Here is a 17,692-nt window from a genome sequence, read left to right as displayed (position 1 = left end):
TCGACCTGCACATCAGCGGCTGCATCAACAGCTGCGGCCACCACCACAGCGGCCATATCGGCATCCTGGGCGTCGACAAGGACGGCAAGGAGTGGTATCAGGTCACGCTGGGCGGCTCGGACGGCTCGCTGCTGTCGGGCGCCTCGGTCGCGGGCAAGGTCATAGGCCCGTCGTTCTCGGCGGCCGAAGTGCCCGACGTGATCGAAGCCGTGCTGGCCACCTACCGCGACCAGCGCGAAGCCGGCGAGCGCTTCCAGGACACCGTGCGCCGCCTGGGCCTCGATCCGTTCAAGGAAGCCGGCAAGTCCGCGCGCCATCCTGCTCCCGTCGAAGCCGAAGCCACGGCCTGAGTTCCCGGTCCACCCAAAATCCGCTCGAGACGATGAAAATCCTAGCTTCCCACGAACACCAGGCGCCCGCCGAGGGCGACGCCAGCCAGGTGGCGCTGGCCAACGATGCCGATGCGCTGGCGCTGCCGCTTGAAGGTGTGACGCGCATCGACCTGCACTTTCCGCAGTTCACCGACGGCCGCGCGTTCAGCCAGGCCTACCTGCTGCGCCGCCGCCGCGGCTTCACGGGCGATCTGCGCGCCACCGGCGATGTGCTGATCGACCAGCTGGTGCAGATGCAGCGCACCGGTTTCAGCAGCGCCGTGCTGCGCGCCGACGTCGATGCGTCGGCCGCCCAGCGCCAGTTCGAACGCTTTGCGCGCTTCTACCAGGGCGATGCGGTGCACACCGCGCCCATCTTCGCGTCGCAGGAGGACTGATGTCCGGCATCACCAGCTCACTGCTGCCCGCGTCCGGCTCCGGCGCAGGCCAGACCCGCCAGGCCGTGCGCAGCAACGCGCGGCCCAGCAGCGATTTCGCGGCCAAGCTCGCCCAGACCGAGCAGCTGCTGCGCCAGGCTGCGGCCCATGGCGGGCGCCAGGGCGACGTGACCCAGGCGTCCAGCCTGGGCGCCGAAGACGTGGTCATCACCCATCTGATCAACGCGCTGGCGCTCGACATCCCGGTGTTCGTGCTCGACACCGGCGCGCTGCACACCGAGACGCTGGCGCTGCTGGAACGCACCGAAGCGACGTCGCGTGCCGATATCGAGGTCTATCGCCCGCGCCACGAACAGGTGATCCAGTTCGTGCGCACCCAGGGACAGGACGCGATGTACCGCAGCCTCGAATTGCGCAAGCAATGCTGCGGCATACGCAAGATGGAGCCGCTCGCGCGCGCGCTGGCCGGCCGCACCGGCTGGATCACGGGCCTGCGCCGCGAGCAGTCAAATGCGCGCGCCGATGTGCCCGCGATCGACACCAGCGAAGTAGAGACCAAGGGCTTGACCAAGTTCAACCCGCTGGCCGACTGGACCTGGGGCGATGTGTGGCATTACATCGCGCTCAATGACGTCGACTACAACCCCTTGCACGACCAGTTCTACCCCTCGGTCGGCTGCGCGCCCTGCACCCGTGCCATCAGCCTGGGCGAAGACTTCCGCGCCGGCCGCTGGTGGTGGGAGGACGAGACCGCCAAGGAATGCGGCCTGCACGTCAAGGCCTCTTGAAGTCCTGCCCTCTCCCGATATTGCCCCCAAGGTTTTGCATGAACGCTCCCATCGCTCCCCATGTGCTGACCCAGCTCAGCAACCACCATCTCGACGCCCTGGAAGAGGAAACCATCTTCATCCTGCGCGAAGTGGCCGCCACTTTCGAGCGCCCGACGCTGCTGTTTTCCGGCGGCAAGGATTCGCTGGTGATGCTGCGCTGCGCCGAAAAGGCGTTCGGCGCCGGCCGCCTGCCCTATCCGCTGCTGATGATAGATACCGGCCACAACTTCCCTGAAGTCACGGCCTTTCGCGACCAGCGCGCCAAGGAACTGGGCGCCGAGCTGATCGTGCGCAATGTCGAGGACTCGATGGCGCGCGGCACCGTGCGCCTGGCCCATCCCGGCGAATCGCGCAACGTGCACCAGTCGGTGACGCTGCTCGAAGCCATAGAGGAATTCCGCTTCGACGCGCTGATCGGCGGCGCGCGCCGCGATGAGGAGAAGGCCCGCGCCAAGGAGCGCATCTTCTCGCACCGCGACAGCTTCGGCCAGTGGCAACCCAAGGCCCAGCGCCCCGAGCTGTGGACGCTGTTCAACACCCGCATCGCGCCGGGCGAGCATTTCCGCGTGTTCCCGATCAGCAACTGGACCGAGCTTGACGTCTGGCAATACATAGAACGCGAGCAGATCGCCCTGCCTTCGATCTACTACACGCACCAGCGTGAAGTGGTCGAGCGCCGCGGCCTGCTGGTGCCGGTGACCGAGCTGACCCAGCCGCGCGAAGGCGAGCAAGTCGTGCTGCGCGACGTGCGTTTTCGCACCGTGGGCGACATCACCTGCACCTGCCCGGTCGAAAGCACGGCCGCCAGCGCCGCCGACATCGTGATTGAAACCCTGGCCGCCGACGTCAGCGAACGCGGCGCCACGCGCATGGACGACAAGACCAGCGACGCATCCATGGAAAAGCGCAAGAAGGAAGGTTACTTCTAATGACAAGCACTGCATTCACTTCCCCGGCCGAAGGCACAGCCTCGGCGCTGCGCTTCATCACCTGCGGCTCCGTCGATGACGGCAAGAGCACGCTGATCGGCCGCCTGCTGGTCGACAGCAAGTCGGTGCTGCAGGACCAGCTCGCGGGCGTTCAGCGCAGCGGCGAGACCGATCTCGCGCTGCTGACCGACGGCCTGTCGGCCGAGCGCGAGCAAGGCATCACGATTGACGTCGCCTACCGCTACTTCGCCACGCCGACGCGCAAGTTCATCATCGGCGACGCTCCCGGCCACGAGCAGTACACGCGCAACATGGTCACGGCCGCGAGCAGCGCCGACGCCGCCGTGGTGCTGGTCGATGCAACCAAGCTCGACTGGCGCTCGCCCGATCTGGCGCTGCTGCCCCAGACCCGCCGCCACAGCCTGCTGGTGCATCTGCTGCGCGTGCCTTCGCTGGTGTTCGCGGTCAACAAGCTCGACGCCGTCGCCGAGCCCGAACTGGCCTTTGTCCATATCAAGGCAGCGCTCGAACGCTTTGCCGCCGCGGCCGGCATCCGCGTTGCCGCCACGGTGCCGGTCTCGGCGCTCAAGGGCTGGAATGTGGTCACCTCGCATGAAGGCTGGTGCGGCTACAGCGGCCCCAGCCTGCTGCAATGGCTCGAAGGCCTGCCCAGCACGCCCGCCGATACCGCGCTGCCCACGGCCTTGCCGGTGCAATGGGTGGAGAAATTCTCCGCGTCGGCCGATACCTCGCAGGGTCGGCGCGTGTTCTGGGGCCGCCTGGGCGCGGGCCAGCTGCAGGCCGGCCAGAGCGTGCAGATCTTCCCCAGCGGCCAGACCGCCGTCGTCGCCCAGGTGCTCGACCATGCACGCCGCCCCGGCGACGTGAGCGCCGGCCACAGCGCGGGCGTGGTGCTGGACCGCGAAGTCGATGTCTCGCGCGGCGACTGGATCCTGGCCGCCAGCACGGCAGCGCCCGTGGCCGACGATGATTTCGACGCCGAGGAGACCGCGCCCGTGGGCCGGCGCGATCTCACGGCCACCGTCGCCTGGATGGACGACGAGCCGCTGGTGCCCGGGCGCGTGTATCTTGCGCTGCACGGCCACCGCTGGGTCAAGGCCAAGGTGCGCCGCGTGGTGCATCATCTCGACATCCACACGCTGGCCGAAGAGCCCGCCGCCAACCTGCAGGCCAATGCCATTGGCGTGGTCGAACTCGCGCTGCAGGAACCGCTGCCGCTGCGTCCATTCACCGAAGCGCGTATCCAGGGCGCGCTGATTCTGGTCGATACTGCCAGCCACAAGACCGCCGCTGCAGCCCTTGCGCATTGAGTTCGCGCCGCGCGCCGGGGGTGATAACCCCGGCGCGGCGCCCTCCTCGATACACACTGCGCCCACGAATCGGCCCAGTGAAATAAAATCAGCTCAGTACTGACCCTATAACTCCAAAGTTCCTCATGACTCACGTCGTTTCCGAAAACTGCATCCAGTGCAAATACACCGACTGCGTGGACGTATGCCCCGTGGACTGCTTCCGCGAAGGCCCGAACATGCTGGTCATCGACCCGGATGAATGCATTGACTGCGCAGTTTGCATCCCCGAGTGCCCGGCCAACGCCATCTTTGCCGAAGAAGACGTGCCGCCCGATCAGCTGGCATTCATCAAGCTCAACGCCGAGCTGTCGCTGGCCGCGGGCTGGAAGAGCATCACCAAGCGCAAGAACGCGCTGCCCGATGCCGACGAATTCAACGGCCAGCCCGGCAAGATTGCCGCGCTGCAACGCTGATCGGTTGATGCACCCCTGATGACAGACCGCGCCCTGCCCCCCGCTTCCCACGATCCCATTGACACCGATGCGGTGGTGATAGGCGCCGGCCCGGCCGGCCTGTTCCAGGCCTTCCAGCTGGGCCTGCAAGGCCTGGGCGTGCATATCATCGACGCCCTGCCCCATGCGGGCGGCCAGTGCGCCGAGCTGTACGGCGACAAGCCCATCTATGACGTTCCGGGCATTCCGGTCTGCACGGGCCGCGAACTCGTGGCCCTGCTGCTCAAGCAGCTCGCGCCCATCCAGCCGCAATGGCATCTGGCCGCCCAGGTGCAGGGGCTTGAAACCCTGGCCGACGGCCGCTTCCTGCTGAGCACCACATCGGGTGCCCAGCTGCGCGCGCGCTGCGTGTTCATTGCCGCGGGCGTGGGCGCGTTTGTGCCGCGCATGCTCAAGATTGCCGGCATCGAGGCGCATCTCGGTCGCCAGTTGCACTACCACCCGGCCGATGTCGAGGTTGCCGCCGGCCAGAAGATCGTGGTCCATGGCGGCGACGAAGATGCGGTGGCCGCGGCGCTGCGCTGCGCCGAGATCCATCCGGGGGCGCATGTCACGCTGCTGCATCGCCGCGATGTCTTCAATGCCGCGCCCGATATGCTGGCCCGCCTGCAGGCGCTGCGCGACAGCGGGCGCATCACCGTCATCGCGGCGCAGATCAATGGCATGGAAGAGCAGAACGGCAGCCTCGCCGCGCTGCAGCTCACCGACCCGCAGGGCGCGCCGCAGCGCCTGGCGCTGGACCAGCTCTGGGTCTATTTGGGCATTTCACCGCGCCTGGGGCCCATCTCCGACTGGGGTCTGGCGATGGAGCGCAAGCAATTGCTGGTCGATGCCGCAACGTTCTCTACCAGCCAGCCCGGCATCTATGCCGTGGGCGACATCAACCACTACCCGGGCAAGCGCCGGCTGATCCTCTGCGCCTTCCATGAAGCCACGCTGGCCGCGTTTGCCGCGGCCGAGCTGCTCAGCGGCGCCAAGGTCTTGCTGCAATACACGACCACCAGCGCGCGGCTGCACGCCATCCTGGGCGTGGAACATCCGGCCAGCGAATAGCGCGCCCGCGCCTGCTCAGCGCTCGACCACAAAACTCACCACCGTGGTCGCGCTGCCGCCGATGTTGAGCGTGGCACAGCGGCGCGCGCCCTCGATCTGACAGGCTCCGGCCCGGCCCGTGACCTGGCGCGCCGTGTCCAGCACCATGCGCACTCCCGTCGCGCCCACGGGGTGGCCCAGGCCTATCAGGCCGCCGCTGGCATTGATCGGCAGCCGCCCGCCCGCGGCAATCGTGCCGTCCTCGATGGCGCGCCAGCTTTGCCCCGGCGCCGTGATGCCGAAATGATCTATGGCCATGTATTCGGTGGTGGTGAAGCAGTCGTGGGTTTCTATGCCGTCGAGCTGGAAAACATCGGCGACGCCGGCGCGCCGCAAAGCATCCTGGATGGCAGCGCGCACATGCGGGAACACATAGGGCGACTGGGCGCTGGCGCGCAGCTTGGCATCGAGCTTCAGATGCGCCGTGCTGTGCCCCCAGCCGGTGAGACGCGCAATCGAATCCAGCGAGCGGTTGTGGCGCGCGGCCCAGGCGCCGGCAAAGCGCTCGTTCGCCAGCACCACGGCCGCCGCGCCGTCGGTGACCTGCCCGCAGTCCTGGCGCCGAATCATGCCTTCGATCACCGGGTTGGCGACGTCGTCGGCCAGGAAGCTGCGCGGACCGTATTCCCAATCGCGCGTCTGGGCGTTGGGATTGCGCCGCGCATTCTCGATGTTGATCTGCGCGATGCGCCCCAGGTGTTCGTACTTGAGCCCATAGCGGCGCGCATATTCCTGGCCCACCAGGTCAAACATGTGAGGCCAGGCGTATTTCGCGTCCTGGGCTTCCTCGCCCACCCAGGTCGCAGCGCCCAGATGCTGGGCAGCGAGCGCGCCGGGAACATTGCGCTCGAGCTCGACACCGGCAACGATCACGCAGTCATAGCGACTGGCCTCGAGCTCGGCCGTGGCCGCAAGCATGGCAATGCTGCCCGATGCGCAGGCGGCTTCGTGCCGGCCCGCGGGCATGCCGTAGAACGCCGGATCGATGGCGGCAAACATGCCGCCGAGCTGGCCCTGGCCGGCAAACAGCTCGCCGACGAAATTGCCCACATGCCCGGCCTGGACCTCGCTGGCATCCACGCCCGCGTCCTGCAGGGCCCCCTGCACCGCGGACTGCAGCAGCTCGAACAGGCCTTGCCCCTGGCGGGCGGCGTTGACCGCGAAGTCGGTCTGCGCGCCGCCGAGGAGATAGATGGGGTTGTGTCGCATGGCTGGTCCTTGGTTTAGCGTGGCAGGAGGCGGGCGGCGGCGGCGGCGCGCGCGGCTTCGCGCAGCGGGGCCTTCACCAGCTTGCCGTTGAGGTTGCGCGGCAGCGGCGTCGCGCTGACCGTGATGAAGTCGGGCGTCTTGTAGTCCGCCAGCTGGCTGCGACACAGCTGGCGCACGCTGTCCGCATCGATGGCGCCCTGCGCATGCAGGAAGACATGGATGCGCTCGCCCAGCACCTCGCAGGGGCTGGCAACGGCGGCGACTTCCACCACCCCTTCATGGCGCTGGATGCAGTTCTCGAGTTCCACGCAATAGACCTTGTAGCCGCCGCGATTGATCATGTCCTTGATGCGATCGAAAACGCGCAGGTAGCCGCCAGCGTCCACGCTGCCGATATCGCCCGAGCGCCAGTAGCCGGCCACAAAGGCCTTGCGCGTCGCTTCGGGCTGGTCCCAGTAGCCAATGGCATTGCCGGGACTGCGTATCCACAGCTCGCCCGCGGCACCGGGCGGCACTTCATGGCCGTCGGCATCGAGCACGCGGATGTCCACGCAAGGCACCAGCGTTCCGACGGAGTCGGGAAAGCGCGCGGCGTCGCCGCGCTCGGTCAGGGCCACGGCCGACGTGGTTTCGGTCGCGCCAAAGCCGTTGTACAGCGCCAGCCCCGGGAGCACCCGGGCAAGCCGCTCGATGCTGACCTCGGGCATGGCCGCGCCGCCAAAATGCCCTATGCGCCAGGCCGAGAGATCGCGGCTCGCGATCTCCGGCTGCAGCAGGCACAGGTTGTACATTGCCGGCACCATGACCGTGGCCGTGATGCGCCTGGCCTCCATTTCGGCCAGCACCTGTTCGGCGTTGAAATGCCGCAGGCACACCAGACAGCCGCCCGCCTGCAGCGTCACGACCACCGCGGCCAGCAGGCCCGAAATATGGCTGGCGGGAATCACCAGCAGCATGCGGTCGTCGGCGCGATAGCCGAAGCGGTGCACGTAATGGCGCGCCGTGTGAAAGAAGGCCAGATGCGACAGCACCGCGCCCTTGGGGTGGCCGGTCGTGCCCGAGGTGTACATGATGCAGGCCGCAGACTGGTCGCTGAAGTCGGCGGCCAGCGCCTGGACACCGGGCGCGCGCGCCAGGCTTTCGTAGGGCAGGCTCGCGCCCGCCTGCGGGGTCGCACCCGCGGCGCGGCTGTCCAGGCAGTCCACCTTCCAGCGCAGGCCCGGGGTGCTTGCCGGGGCAGGCAGGCGTTCGGCCAGCGTGCTCTCGAACACCAGGCCGCTGGCACCGCACTGGTTGAGCATGTACGCCAGCTCGGCCGCGCTTTGCCGGGTGCCTACGGGCACGGCAATGGCCCCAAGCCGCCAGATGGCCAGCAGCGTGATGACGAATTCCAGCCGGTTTTCCAGCCACAGCACGACCCGGTCCGACCGGGCCGTGCCCAGCGCCGCCAGGCCGGCGGCCACAAGGCCGACCTCGCGGTCCAGCTCGGCATAGCTCAGGCGGCGCTCGCCCTCCTCCAGCGCCTGCGCCTCGGGGCGGCGCTGCACCGTGGCGCGGAACATGGCATCCAGATGGGCGGGCCTGTGGGCATAGCAGGGCACGAGGCGGTCCTGGTAGAGCGCCTCGATGCGCGTGGCATGGTCATCAGTGAAAGAGGACTCGGTCATGGCAATGTGAAAAAAGGGAGGACTTGGGGCTGCGTTCAGTGACGCGCGTTAGTGATGCGCGTTCAGCGACGCGCGTCAGCGCCGCGCGGGCTCGCGCATGCGCACCGCGCCGTCGAGCCGCACCACGCTGCCGTTCATCATGGCGTTCTCTATCAGCGCCTTGGCCATGTGCGCGAACTCCTGCGGACGTCCGGGCCGCCGGGGAAACGGCACGTCGTCAATCAGGGTGCGGCGCGTATGGTCGGGCACCACCTCGTACATGCCGGTCTCGAACGTGCCCGGCGCGATCGCCACCACGCGTATGCCGTAGCGTGCGAGTTCGCGCGCCAGAGGCAGCGTCATGCTGGCCACGCCGGCCTTCGAGGCGCCATAGGCGGCTTGCGCCGACAAGGCCTCATAGGCGGCGACGGACGCGGTGTTGACGATCACGCCGCGATCCTCGTCGTCATGCACCGCGCCGGCCTGGCTCAGGCCCTGGGCAAACAGGCGTATGGTGTTGAACGTGCCCACCAGGTTGATGGCGATCACGCGCCGGAAGGCGTCCATGGACCGGGGCAGCACGCGCCCCGTCGCCTTGTCTCGGCTGAAGACCCGCGCGGGCCCGAGCACGCCCGCGCAGTTGATCAGGATGTTGGGCGTTCCCAGCAGGCGCCGGGTGGTCGCAAAGGCCTGCTCCATGTCGTGCGCGCTGGCCACATCGCCGCTCAGCGGCAGCAGGCCGGGGCCAGCGCCCGCGTCGCCGGGCGCCGCCGGCGCCAGATCGATGGCGGCAACGCTGCAGCCTTGCGCCCGCAGCATCTCCACGCAGGCCAGTCCCAGGCCAGAGGCGGCGCCGGTGACCACCGCAATGCTTCCGTGCAGTTTCATAGAACCCTCCTCTGCGCTACACGCGCGCCGGCATGCGCAGCGCGCCGTCCAGGCGCACCACCTCGCCGTTGAGCATGGGATTGGCCAGTATCGCCATGACCAGCTGCGCAAATTCGTGCGGCTGGCCGGGGCGCTGGGGATAAGGCGGCACGGCCGCGAAAACGACGTCCCGCGATGCGGCCGAAAGCCCCATCGTCATCGGCGTCTCGAACACGCCGGGCGCAATGCCCATGACGCGTATGCCATATTCACCGAGCTCGCGCGCCAGCGGCAGCACCATGCCGGCCACGCCGCCCTTGGAGGCCGCATACGCGGCCTGCCCCATCTGCCCGTCGAAAGCGGCAATCGAGGCGGTGTTGATGATCACGCCGGCCTCGCCCCCGGCCTGCGCCGGCAATGCGCCCTGTTCTATCATCTGCGGCACGGCGCAGCGTATGCAGTTGAGCGTGCCCAGCAGATTCACGGCAATCACCTGCTCGAACCTGCTCAGCGGCATGGCCTGGCCCTGCCGGACAACGCTGCCCGGGTCGGCAATGCCGGCGCAGTTCACCAGGATGGAGACCGGGCCGACCTCGTCCCGGATGCGTTCGAAAAGCTGCTCGGTTTCCAGGTCCTGGGTGATGTCGCACACATAGCCCCGCAGGCCCGGGGTGTCGGCGGCCGCCGCCAATGCGTGCGCATCGCGGTCCAGCAGCACCACGCGCGCGCCCGCTGCCTGCAGCGCGCTGGCGCTTGCCCGGCCCAGGCCAGAGCCGCCCCCGGTCACGACCGCAATCCGGCCATGCAGCTCGATCACCGCGGACGCTCCATCTTGCAGGGCGAGGGCAGCTGCGTGTCGTCGCCGGCAACCTTGGCCACGGTCTTCCATCCCATGCCCAGGCCTTCGGCGTCATATTTGACGCCCTTGACCAGCTGGTTGATGTAGATCGGGTGGCTGGCCTGGTGGTCCTGGGCACGCATCTTGATCCTGCCGAACGGCGAGTCATGCTCCATGCCTTCGAGTGCCGTGGCGATCTTGACCAGATCCTGGGTGTTGCCGGTCTTCTCTATCGCCTTGGCCAGCATGTCCATCTGCACCAGGATGGAGGTGTAGTAGAGGTCTTCGCCGAACCTGGCCTTGAAATCGCGCTGGTATTTCTCCAGCTCGGGCTGCCGGTCTTCCACCGGAACGTTCGGGTGCCAGGACGCAATCTGGAAAACGGTGTTCTCGCCGGCAGCGCCAATCGAGGTCGGCACGCCGAACAGCCCGCCGTAGTAGGTGATGTATTTGGCGTTGAGCCCCGACTCCTTGCTGGCGCGCACCATCAGCGCCAGGTCATTGCCCCAGTTGCCGGTGAGCACCGTGTCGGCGCCGGACTGCTTGATCTTCAGCACATAGGGCGAAAAGTCCTTGATCTTGCCAAACGGGTGGAATTCGTCGCCCACGAACTGGATGTCGGGACGCACCTTGCCGATCAGCGCCTTGGCATCCGCACTGACCTCGTGGCCGAAGCTGTAGTCCTGATTGATCAGATAGATCTTCTTGATCTCCGGCGACCTGGCCACATGGTCGGCCACGGCGCGCATCTTCATCTTCTGGTGGGCTTCGAAACGGAAAAACCAGAAGCTGCATTTGGACTCGGTCAGATCGGGCAAGGCCGAGCCGTAGTTGAGAAACAGCACGCGCGCCGCGGGGTTGCGCTGGTTGTGCTTTTCCACGGCCGTCAGCAGCGCGCCTGCAATGCCCGAGTTGCCCGCCTGCACCATGAAGTTGATCTTCTGGTCGATGGTGCTGGTGAGCATTGCCACGGCCTTGTTCGAGTCGCCGGCATTGTCCATCTGCACCACTTCGAGCTTGCGGCCGAGCACGCCGCCGCGCTCGTTGATCAAATGCACAGCATACTGCATGGTCTTTGCCACGGTCGTTCCGGTCGACGCCGTGGGACCGGAAAATGTGTCGATGTGGGCAATCCGGATGGGCTGTCCGGACTGCGCCAGCGACCAGGTCGCGCCGGTGGCGAAGACGGCGGCAACGCATGTTGAACGAAAGATTCCCATGAACTTGTCTCCAGTTGCTCACCCGCCTTGCGCAGGTTGTTTATGATGGATAAACCAGAAGTTACTCTGCGGTAACTTGCTGTGAATCTTATGAGTGCCCCTGCCCGGGGTCAACCACGAAATTGACACATCGGCGACATCGCCGCCATCTCCACTGACATGACAAAGCAAACCCAAGTGCCCGCCAAACCAGCGCGCTGGAACAATGCCTTGGCGGAGGCACCCGATCCGCGCGAGATCCGCAAGCGCGCGCTGATCGTTGCCGCCGGCCGCGTCTTCGGCACCAAGGGTTTCCACAACACCACGCTGGACGACATTGCCAGCGCCCTGTCGGTGACCAAGCCCGCGCTCTACCGCTATGTGGAGAACAAGCACCAGATCCTGTTTGAATGCCATCAGATGGCCGTGGCGATGGCCGAGGAAGCCCTGGCCCAGGCCATGCAGGGCAGCGCCGCGCCGCTGCAGCGGCTCCATGACTTCGTTGCGCTGTACATCCGCAAGATCACCAGCGAGCTGGGCACCTGCGTGGTGCTGACCGAGTACTACTCGATGACGCCGGACCACACCGAGGTCATACAGCGCAGGCGGCGCGTCATCGACACCCAGCTGCGCACGCTGGTCACGCAAGCCGTCGACCAGCGTCTGATCGCGCCCTGCGATGCCAAGCTGGCGGTGTTCTTCCTGATGGGGGCGATCAACAACATCAACCGCTGGTTCACCGAAGGCGGGGCCCAGTCGGGCGAACAGATCGCCCAGGCCTTTGCCGACCACGCCATTGCCTGCCTTTCGCCCCTGCCCATGGCGCCGGCAAAGTCCTGACGCCAGGCCGGGCACGACCGCAGGCCCGGCCTCGCAGTACTAGCCCGCAGCCCGCTCCACGCGGTTGCGGCCGCCATTCTTGGCCGCGTACAGCGCCTGGTCCGACTGGCGCACGGTGTACTCGTAGTCCGGGTGGCCGTTGTGCATCGCCACGCCTATGCTCACCGTGACCTGCTCGCGGCAGTCGCCGGGCAGGCGAAATGGCTCCTTTTCCACCTGCGCGCGCAGCCGCTCGGCCAGCGCCAGCGCGCGCGCTTCGTCGATGTCCACCAGCAGCAGCAGGAACTCCTCGCCGCCCAGACGGAAGGTGTAGTCGCCCGCGCGGCAGGCGCTCGACAGAATGACGGCAAGTTGCTGCAGCACCAGATCGCCGCCTTCGTGGCCGAAGCGGTCGTTGATCTGCTTGAAATGGTCCACGTCCAGCGACAGCAGCGCGAAATTCGCGTGGCGTTCGCGGCAGTAGTCGATCTCGCGGCGCAGCACCACGGGCAGGAACTTGCGGTTGAGCAGCCGCGTGAGCACATCGCGGCCCGCGTCGAGCTCGCGGTTCTGCTCGAACAGCGCATCGAGGTGGAAGGCAATCGTCTGCGTATGCTCATGCAGCGCGCGCAACTGCTGCAGGCGTGTCGGCGCATCGGCATCCTCGTCGAGCGAAGGCAGCAGCCGCTCGTCGATCAAGTCCATGGTCTCGAGAATCAAGCTGGTTTCACTCGTGCCGCGAAACGCATGCGCGCCCTTGTGGCGGAACCACAGGCCGAACTCGGAAGCTCCCATGCGCGGCAGATGCGGCGCCGGCAAGCCCATGGCGAGTTCGAACATCAGGCGGTTCTCCCAGTCGAGCACGGCCGCGCGCTGGCGCTCGCGCTCGGCGCTCATGTCCTGGGCCACCGCATGCAGCCGGTAGGCCTCCTGGGCGCGCGCGCTGCGGTCATGGGAGCGTGAATAGGCCTGGCTCATGATTTCCATGGCGATATCGATCACGGCCTGGCCGTAGGCATAGGCCTGCAGCTGCAGCGCATGGTCGTCGACCAGCGCCTGGTCCAGCAATGCGCCCAGACCGCGCTTGAGGCTGCGCGCGCCGCGCAGCACCAGGTGCACGGGCACATCGATGCGCGCGTGCACTTCACCGATCTTGATCTGGCGCGCCACGCGCTGCGCGAGTTGCTCCTGCGTGGCCGTGCTGAACACCTCGGCGATCCATTGGGACATGGAGTGGTGCAGCCGCACCCGCACCTGCTCGTGCGTCAGCAGCGCCGAAGCCGCTTCATCCTTGAGCATTTCGGTGTAAAAATGGCTGGCCAGATTCTTCTGGTGCGTGAAAGCAAGCTGCTCTATGCATTCCCGCGCGGCGGGGGATGCGCAGCCTTGCAGCGCATGCCAATCGTGACTGAGCTGCTCAATGGAAATTTGGGGCATGGGGTAAAACGACTAGGCGACATCCCGTGCGCGTACAGACGGCAGGTCTGTGGCCAGGAAAAAGGAAGGAATCCACGAATGCGGCCTATCTTACCGGCTGGCGCCGCGCTCAAGCCCCTCTGCCCGGCCTTGCACTGGACAAGCGCGCGCCTGACGATAAAGTGAGATAGCTCCTCAACTTTCCCCGCCGCCTGCCGATAACTAGCTTATTTCCCCAGACTGCGCCTATGCAATCCCTCACTATCTCACCGGAAACCGCTGCCTATGCAGCCGATGGGTCGGGCGCCACTGCGCCAGACTTCGACATGCCGGGCGCCGCGGCGTCGGGCGCCGCTGCGTCGGGCGCCGCCGCGCCAGGTGCCACGCACCCCGTGCAGGCGCGCAGCTTCACATTCGAGATGCCGCTGTTTCGCCCCGGAGTGCAAGTCCAGGAGGGCGGACGCAACGAGACCGTCAGCCATGTGGTGCTGCGCCGGCGAGAAATGGTGGTCTACCTCGTGGGCCGCGAAGATCCGGTGCGCCCGGACCGGCTGCGACTGCAGCCTTCCAAGTTCACCACCGCACGTCGGGCCGAAGGTCTGAACTGGTTCCTGTGAACGTTCCCGGGCGGCGCCTGCCGCCCAGGGACGCGATCTTCAGCTGCGTTGCGCCATGGCCTCGCCCAGGCGCACGGGGCTGCCTGCCTGCCACAGCACGTTGAACTGCAGCGGCTGCTTGGGAAACAGCAGGACCACGGTCGAGCCCAGCAGGAAGCGGCCCATTTCCTCGCCCTGGCGCAGCAGCGGGCCGTCCTGCCCGTCCTGCCCATACTGCCAGCGCCGGATTTCGGCGCTGCGCGGCGGGTTGACCTGTCCATGCCAGACGGTGGCCATGCTGCCGACGATGGTCGCGCCCACCAGCACCATCACGAACGGACCGGCAGCGGAATCGAACACGCAGACCACGCGCTCGTTGCGCGCGAACAGGCCGGGCACGCCGCGCGCGGTCACCGGATTGACCGAGAACAGGTCACCGGGCACATAGACCATTTCACGCAGCTTGCCGTCGCAGGGCATGTGGATGCGGTGGTAGTCGCGCGGGCTCAGGTAGATCGTCGCGAAGTGGCCGTCGTCGAACTCGGCGGCGAGCTTGGAATCGCCGCCGACCAGGGCCTGGGTCGAATAATGGTGGCCCTTGGCCTGGAAGATCTGGTCACCTGCGATGGGGCCCAGCTGGCTCACCGCGCCGTCGACCGGGCAGACCCATGGCGCCTGCACCTGAGGACGCACGCCTGCACGCAGGCTGCGCGTGAAAAATGCGTTGAAGGTCTCATAGCTTGCGGGATCGGGGTTCGCGGCCTCGGCCATGTCGACCTTGTAGCGGGCGATGAAACGCTCTATCACCCAGGTGGTCAGCCAGCCGGCCCTGGCATTCGCCAGTCGCCCCATGAGGGCCGTGAGCGCCTGCTTGGGCAACAGATATTGGGGAAGCACGGCAAGGCGATCAGACACAGATTGGTTTCCAGATGATTCAAGGCAAGCTGGGCATTCTAGCGACGCATTCGGGCCATTGCCCATACGGATTGGCCCACCCCTGCGCGCTGGCGCGCACCATCCTTACCGCTTTGCTATCCTGAAGGGCCACTGCACTTTCCGTCCTGCCCGTGCCAGCACCACAGTCTCCTGTCTCGCCCTATCCTTCCAATCGCCCGTCCAAACTTCGGCAGCTGCTGCAGCGCCTGGTGCCCCACTCGGTCGGCATCGACGCCAAGGAAGCCTTGCGCATGGTGGTCGGCGTCATCCTGGGCCTGCTGGTCACCGGCTTTCTGAGCCGCTGGTGGGCGGGCGCGGGCAACGATTCGTGGATGATTGCCTCGCTCAGCGCCAGCGCCGTGCTGCTGTTCGGCATGCCTGCGAGCCCGCTGGCCCAGCCCTGGCCGGTGCTGGGCGGCACCGTGCTCGCGGCGCTGGTGTCCACGCTGTGCCGGATGCTGGTGCCCGACCTGGTATGGGCCGCGGCGCTGGCCGTGGGCGTGACGCTGGCCGGCATGCTGCTGCTGCGCTGCTTTCACCCGCCGGGCGTGGGCATGGCGGCGTTCGTGGTGCTCGAGCACAGCAACGGCCTGGACCTGCTGGTGTTTCCGGTGCTGTTCAACATCGTGGTGCTGCTGCTTTGCGCCATCGCCTACAACCATGCGACCGGCAAGCCCTATCCGCTGCGCCGCAAGGCCACCAGCGGCCAGCACTTCCAGAAGTCCGACCTCGACACCGCGCTCGAACAATACAACCAGGTGCTGGACATCAGCCGCGCCGACCTTGAAGGCCTGCTGCACCTCGCGGGCCGCGCGGCCTTCCAGCGTACGCTGGGCGATCTGCGCTGCGCCGACATCATGTCGACCCCGCCGCTGGCCGTCGAAGCCGATGTCTCGCTGCGCGAGGCCTGGGCCTTGATGCGGCAAAAGAACATCAAGGCCTTGCCGGTCGTCGACGGCCGCCACCAGGTGCAGGGCATGCTGTCGCAGTCCGACTTCATGCGCACCACGGCGCTCGAGTCTCCCGAAGGCTGGGGCCAGCGCCTGCGCAAACTGGTCGCCATCGGTGCCAAAAAGCCACAGACCGTGAACGAGCTGATGAGCGGTCCGGCGCAGACGGCCTCCGCGGACCAGCCCGTAATGGACCTGATTCCGCTGTTTTCCGCGGGCGGCCACCACCATTTGCCCATCGTCGATGCCCAGCAGCGGCTGGTCGGCGTGATCACGCAAACCGATTTGGTACGCGCGCTGGCATCGGCAATCACGCCCACACCCTAGCAGCCGCGCCGCCCACGGGTTACAATCTGGGAGATTCCGTACAGCGCCCTGCCTGTGCGAATGAAGCCGTTTTCCGGCCTTCTGACCGCTGTGCGCCTTGAGCGCAGCGGCTTACACCGCCTGCCATGCACAGTAACTCAGTGGCCCCCACGGGTCGGTGCATGCTGCTGTGCCCTCCGCTCACAGGCGCAGTGACCCAGATTTATATGAGAGATTGAGAATATGGCCAAAGAAGAATTGATTGAAATGCAAGGCTCCGTGACGGAAGTCTTGCCCGACTCGCGCTTTCGCGTGACGCTGGAAAACGGACACCAGTTGATCGCCTATACCGGCGGCAAGATGCGCAAGCATCACATCCGTATCCTGGCTGGCGATAAAGTGTCGCTGGAAATGTCGCCTTACGATCTGACCAAGGGCCGCATCACGTTCCGCCATCTGGCCGGCCGTGGCCCTGGCCCTTCGCCCCGTTAAGAAGGCGTACGGCGCTCCATTTTTGAAATATTTTTGAAAATTCAAAAAAGAGCACCATAAACCCCCTTAGAATTCTTTTTGTCGGAGCGTAGCGCAGCCTGGTAGCGCATCTGCTTTGGGAGCAGAGGGTCGCGAGTTCGAATCCCGCCGCTCCGACCATTATTTCTAAGTTCTGACAATGATTTAGGCAAATAGCTGAGGTTCTACACCAACGCAAAATGTCTAACCATTTTGGGCACTGTCTAACTTTTGAGCCAGACGATAAGGCACTGCAAGGATAAAACCTCGCAGTGCCTTTTTTCTTTTCGTCTTCGGCACCTCCCCACACCATCACATAGCTCTCCCTTTCGGCATGCTTCCCAAGCATCCGACGGAGGGACAATTTCTGCCAGTGACGCCGTACTGCATGAACCAGCGCGCGCGCGAACGCAAATTCACCAGCTGATTGATGGACCGCTGGCAGCGCTACTTCTGCGTCATCCATTGCGGCAAGCTGACTGCTGAAATCTGTCGATCTCATACCTCATAAGCCGTGGATTTGGCAACGAGGTGCTGCGTGCCTGCGCAACTTCTGGGAAGCATTTCAAGCTCGAGGCGACATGCCGAACATGTTCGATCAACGCGGCACGAGCATTCAAAAATCATCCAAACAGAGGATGCAAAAATTTCGCCCTTGCACTACGATCCGAGGAAATAGATTGCGTGCATTTGTTTTTTGTGTGTCCAAATGATGTGCGCATTGCACTTGAATAGCATTCCTCGCACCACTTGCGAGTTGCTCCTCTAGAGCAAACGCAAGGATGCAAGTGCGGCTGCATGGACGCGGTCGCGCCAACATAGCTACCGTCGACTGCCAAGTCTGCGGCTGAAACACGCTTGATAGGTACTTATCCATGAACAATGCTGCCCCCGCTCAGGCCATCCCTGCAAAAGACGAAGTCTTTTTCATCAACGCAGGCCTGCAAGACCTCTC

General features: G+C 65.8%; 17 protein-coding genes, 1 tRNA gene and 1 pseudogene. 12 read left to right on the top strand and 7 right to left on the bottom strand.

Annotation, left to right across the window (positions count from 1 at the left end; all coding sequences use genetic code 11):
* The 7 genes and pseudogenes from RR928_RS20455 to RR928_RS20425 form a co-directional block, all read left to right on the top strand.
* Positions 1–350: pseudogene (locus RR928_RS20455) on the top strand (nitrite reductase); the annotation flags it as partial.
* Positions 351–382: 32 nt separating this feature from the next.
* Positions 383–769, top strand: a complete 387-nt coding sequence (locus tag RR928_RS20450; RefSeq protein WP_332538528.1) for a DUF934 domain-containing protein — start codon at positions 383–385, stop codon at positions 767–769.
* Entirely contained in the window at positions 769–1,557 is a 789-nt protein-coding gene (locus tag RR928_RS20445; RefSeq protein ID WP_332538526.1) for a phosphoadenylyl-sulfate reductase, read from the top strand. The genes RR928_RS20450 and RR928_RS20445 overlap by 1 nt, the downstream gene beginning before the upstream one ends.
* Positions 1,558–1,595: 38 nt before the next feature.
* A complete protein-coding gene (cysD, locus tag RR928_RS20440; RefSeq protein ID WP_332538525.1) occupies positions 1,596–2,528 on the top strand; it encodes a sulfate adenylyltransferase subunit CysD in 933 nt (310 codons plus the stop codon).
* Positions 2,528–3,859: a sulfate adenylyltransferase subunit 1 gene (locus RR928_RS20435; RefSeq protein WP_332538523.1), complete on the top strand. Its 1,332-nt coding sequence runs from the start codon at positions 2,528–2,530 to the stop codon at positions 3,857–3,859. The genes cysD and RR928_RS20435 overlap by 1 nt, the downstream gene beginning before the upstream one ends.
* Before the next feature lie 125 nt (positions 3,860–3,984).
* The gene (gene fdxA / locus RR928_RS20430) at positions 3,985–4,314 is read left to right on the top strand and encodes a ferredoxin FdxA (RefSeq protein WP_332538521.1); all 330 of its coding nucleotides are present in this window, start codon (positions 3,985–3,987) and stop codon (positions 4,312–4,314) included.
* Between the two features lie 18 nt (positions 4,315–4,332).
* Complete coding sequence (locus tag RR928_RS20425) at positions 4,333–5,406, top strand: NAD(P)/FAD-dependent oxidoreductase (RefSeq protein ID WP_332684012.1); 1,074 nt, start codon at positions 4,333–4,335, stop codon at positions 5,404–5,406.
* Between the two features lie 15 nt (positions 5,407–5,421).
* Here the strand turns inward: RR928_RS20425 and RR928_RS20420 are convergent, their stop codons facing one another.
* The 5 genes from RR928_RS20420 to RR928_RS20400 form a co-directional block, all read right to left on the bottom strand.
* Positions 5,422–6,654: an acetyl-CoA acetyltransferase gene (locus tag RR928_RS20420; RefSeq protein ID WP_332684010.1), complete on the bottom strand. Its 1,233-nt coding sequence runs from the start codon at positions 6,652–6,654 to the stop codon at positions 5,422–5,424.
* Positions 6,655–6,668: 14 nt separating this feature from the next.
* A complete protein-coding gene (locus RR928_RS20415; protein WP_332684008.1) occupies positions 6,669–8,321 on the bottom strand; it encodes a class I adenylate-forming enzyme family protein in 1,653 nt (550 codons plus the stop codon).
* 75 nt (positions 8,322–8,396) lie between these two features.
* Entirely contained in the window at positions 8,397–9,188 is a 792-nt protein-coding gene (locus RR928_RS20410) for an SDR family NAD(P)-dependent oxidoreductase (RefSeq protein WP_332538516.1), read from the bottom strand.
* Positions 9,189–9,204: 16 nt separating this feature from the next.
* On the bottom strand, positions 9,205–9,981 hold the full coding sequence (locus tag RR928_RS20405) for an SDR family NAD(P)-dependent oxidoreductase (protein WP_442881634.1): 777 nt from the start codon (positions 9,979–9,981) through the stop codon (positions 9,205–9,207).
* Positions 9,981–11,225 carry a branched-chain amino acid ABC transporter substrate-binding protein gene (locus RR928_RS20400; protein WP_332538513.1) on the bottom strand — a complete coding sequence of 415 codons (1,245 nt, stop codon included), beginning with the start codon at positions 11,223–11,225 and terminating at the stop codon, positions 9,981–9,983. Before RR928_RS20400 ends, RR928_RS20405 begins: the two co-directional genes overlap by 1 nt.
* 159 nt (positions 11,226–11,384) lie before the next feature.
* Between RR928_RS20400 and RR928_RS20395 the strand changes: the two genes are divergently transcribed.
* Positions 11,385–12,044, top strand: a complete 660-nt coding sequence (locus RR928_RS20395; protein WP_332549323.1) for a TetR/AcrR family transcriptional regulator — start codon at positions 11,385–11,387, stop codon at positions 12,042–12,044.
* A 39-nt stretch (positions 12,045–12,083) separates the two neighbouring features.
* On the opposite strand, the gene RR928_RS20390 is transcribed toward RR928_RS20395, so the two are convergent.
* The gene (locus RR928_RS20390; RefSeq protein ID WP_332684004.1) at positions 12,084–13,460 is read right to left on the bottom strand and encodes a GGDEF domain-containing protein; all 1,377 of its coding nucleotides are present in this window, start codon (positions 13,458–13,460) and stop codon (positions 12,084–12,086) included.
* A gap of 227 nt (positions 13,461–13,687) precedes the next feature.
* Between RR928_RS20390 and RR928_RS20385 the strand changes: the two genes are divergently transcribed.
* A complete protein-coding gene (locus RR928_RS20385; RefSeq protein WP_332549863.1) occupies positions 13,688–14,056 on the top strand; it encodes a hypothetical protein in 369 nt (122 codons plus the stop codon).
* Positions 14,057–14,095: 39 nt separating this feature from the next.
* Here the strand turns inward: RR928_RS20385 and asd are convergent, their stop codons facing one another.
* Entirely contained in the window at positions 14,096–14,950 is an 855-nt protein-coding gene (gene asd / locus RR928_RS20380; RefSeq protein WP_332538509.1) for an archaetidylserine decarboxylase, read from the bottom strand.
* 152 nt (positions 14,951–15,102) lie between these two features.
* On the opposite strand from asd, the gene RR928_RS20375 reads away from it, so the two are divergent.
* The 3 genes from RR928_RS20375 to RR928_RS20365 all read left to right on the top strand — a co-directional run bounded on the left by RR928_RS20375 (position 15,103) and on the right by RR928_RS20365 (position 16,878).
* Complete coding sequence (locus RR928_RS20375) at positions 15,103–16,248, top strand: HPP family protein (protein ID WP_332549865.1); 1,146 nt, start codon at positions 15,103–15,105, stop codon at positions 16,246–16,248.
* A gap of 222 nt (positions 16,249–16,470) precedes the next feature.
* On the top strand, positions 16,471–16,719 hold the full coding sequence (gene infA, locus RR928_RS20370; protein ID WP_159918070.1) for a translation initiation factor IF-1: 249 nt from the start codon (positions 16,471–16,473) through the stop codon (positions 16,717–16,719).
* A gap of 82 nt (positions 16,720–16,801) precedes the next feature.
* Positions 16,802–16,878, top strand: a tRNA-Pro gene (locus tag RR928_RS20365).
* Positions 16,879–17,692 lie beyond the last annotated feature (814 nt).

This window comes from Comamonas sp., assembly GCF_036666375.1.
Taxonomy (GTDB): domain Bacteria; phylum Pseudomonadota; class Gammaproteobacteria; order Burkholderiales; family Burkholderiaceae_C; genus Comamonas.
The sequence above is the reverse complement of the archived record's forward strand: the minus strand, read 5'-3'. Positions and strand labels throughout refer to the sequence as shown.

Coding starts and splice junctions, on each gene's coding strand:
- RR928_RS20450 (WP_332538528.1), top strand. CDS start 383: ATGAAAATCCTAGCTTCCCACGAACACCAGGCGCCCGCCGAGGGCGAC.
- RR928_RS20445 (WP_332538526.1), top strand. CDS start 769: ATGTCCGGCATCACCAGCTCACTGCTGCCCGCGTCCGGCTCCGGCGCA.
- cysD (WP_332538525.1), top strand. CDS start 1,596: ATGAACGCTCCCATCGCTCCCCATGTGCTGACCCAGCTCAGCAACCAC.
- RR928_RS20435 (WP_332538523.1), top strand. CDS start 2,528: ATGACAAGCACTGCATTCACTTCCCCGGCCGAAGGCACAGCCTCGGCG.
- fdxA (WP_332538521.1), top strand. CDS start 3,985: ATGACTCACGTCGTTTCCGAAAACTGCATCCAGTGCAAATACACCGAC.
- RR928_RS20425 (WP_332684012.1), top strand. CDS start 4,333: ATGACAGACCGCGCCCTGCCCCCCGCTTCCCACGATCCCATTGACACC.
- RR928_RS20420 (WP_332684010.1), bottom strand. CDS start 6,654: ATGCGACACAACCCCATCTATCTCCTCGGCGGCGCGCAGACCGACTTC.
- RR928_RS20415 (WP_332684008.1), bottom strand. CDS start 8,321: ATGACCGAGTCCTCTTTCACTGATGACCATGCCACGCGCATCGAGGCG.
- RR928_RS20410 (WP_332538516.1), bottom strand. CDS start 9,188: ATGAAACTGCACGGAAGCATTGCGGTGGTCACCGGCGCCGCCTCTGGC.
- RR928_RS20400 (WP_332538513.1), bottom strand. CDS start 11,225: ATGGGAATCTTTCGTTCAACATGCGTTGCCGCCGTCTTCGCCACCGGC.
- RR928_RS20395 (WP_332549323.1), top strand. CDS start 11,385: ATGACAAAGCAAACCCAAGTGCCCGCCAAACCAGCGCGCTGGAACAAT.
- RR928_RS20390 (WP_332684004.1), bottom strand. CDS start 13,460: ATGCCCCAAATTTCCATTGAGCAGCTCAGTCACGATTGGCATGCGCTG.
- RR928_RS20385 (WP_332549863.1), top strand. CDS start 13,688: ATGCAATCCCTCACTATCTCACCGGAAACCGCTGCCTATGCAGCCGAT.
- infA (WP_159918070.1), top strand. CDS start 16,471: ATGGCCAAAGAAGAATTGATTGAAATGCAAGGCTCCGTGACGGAAGTC.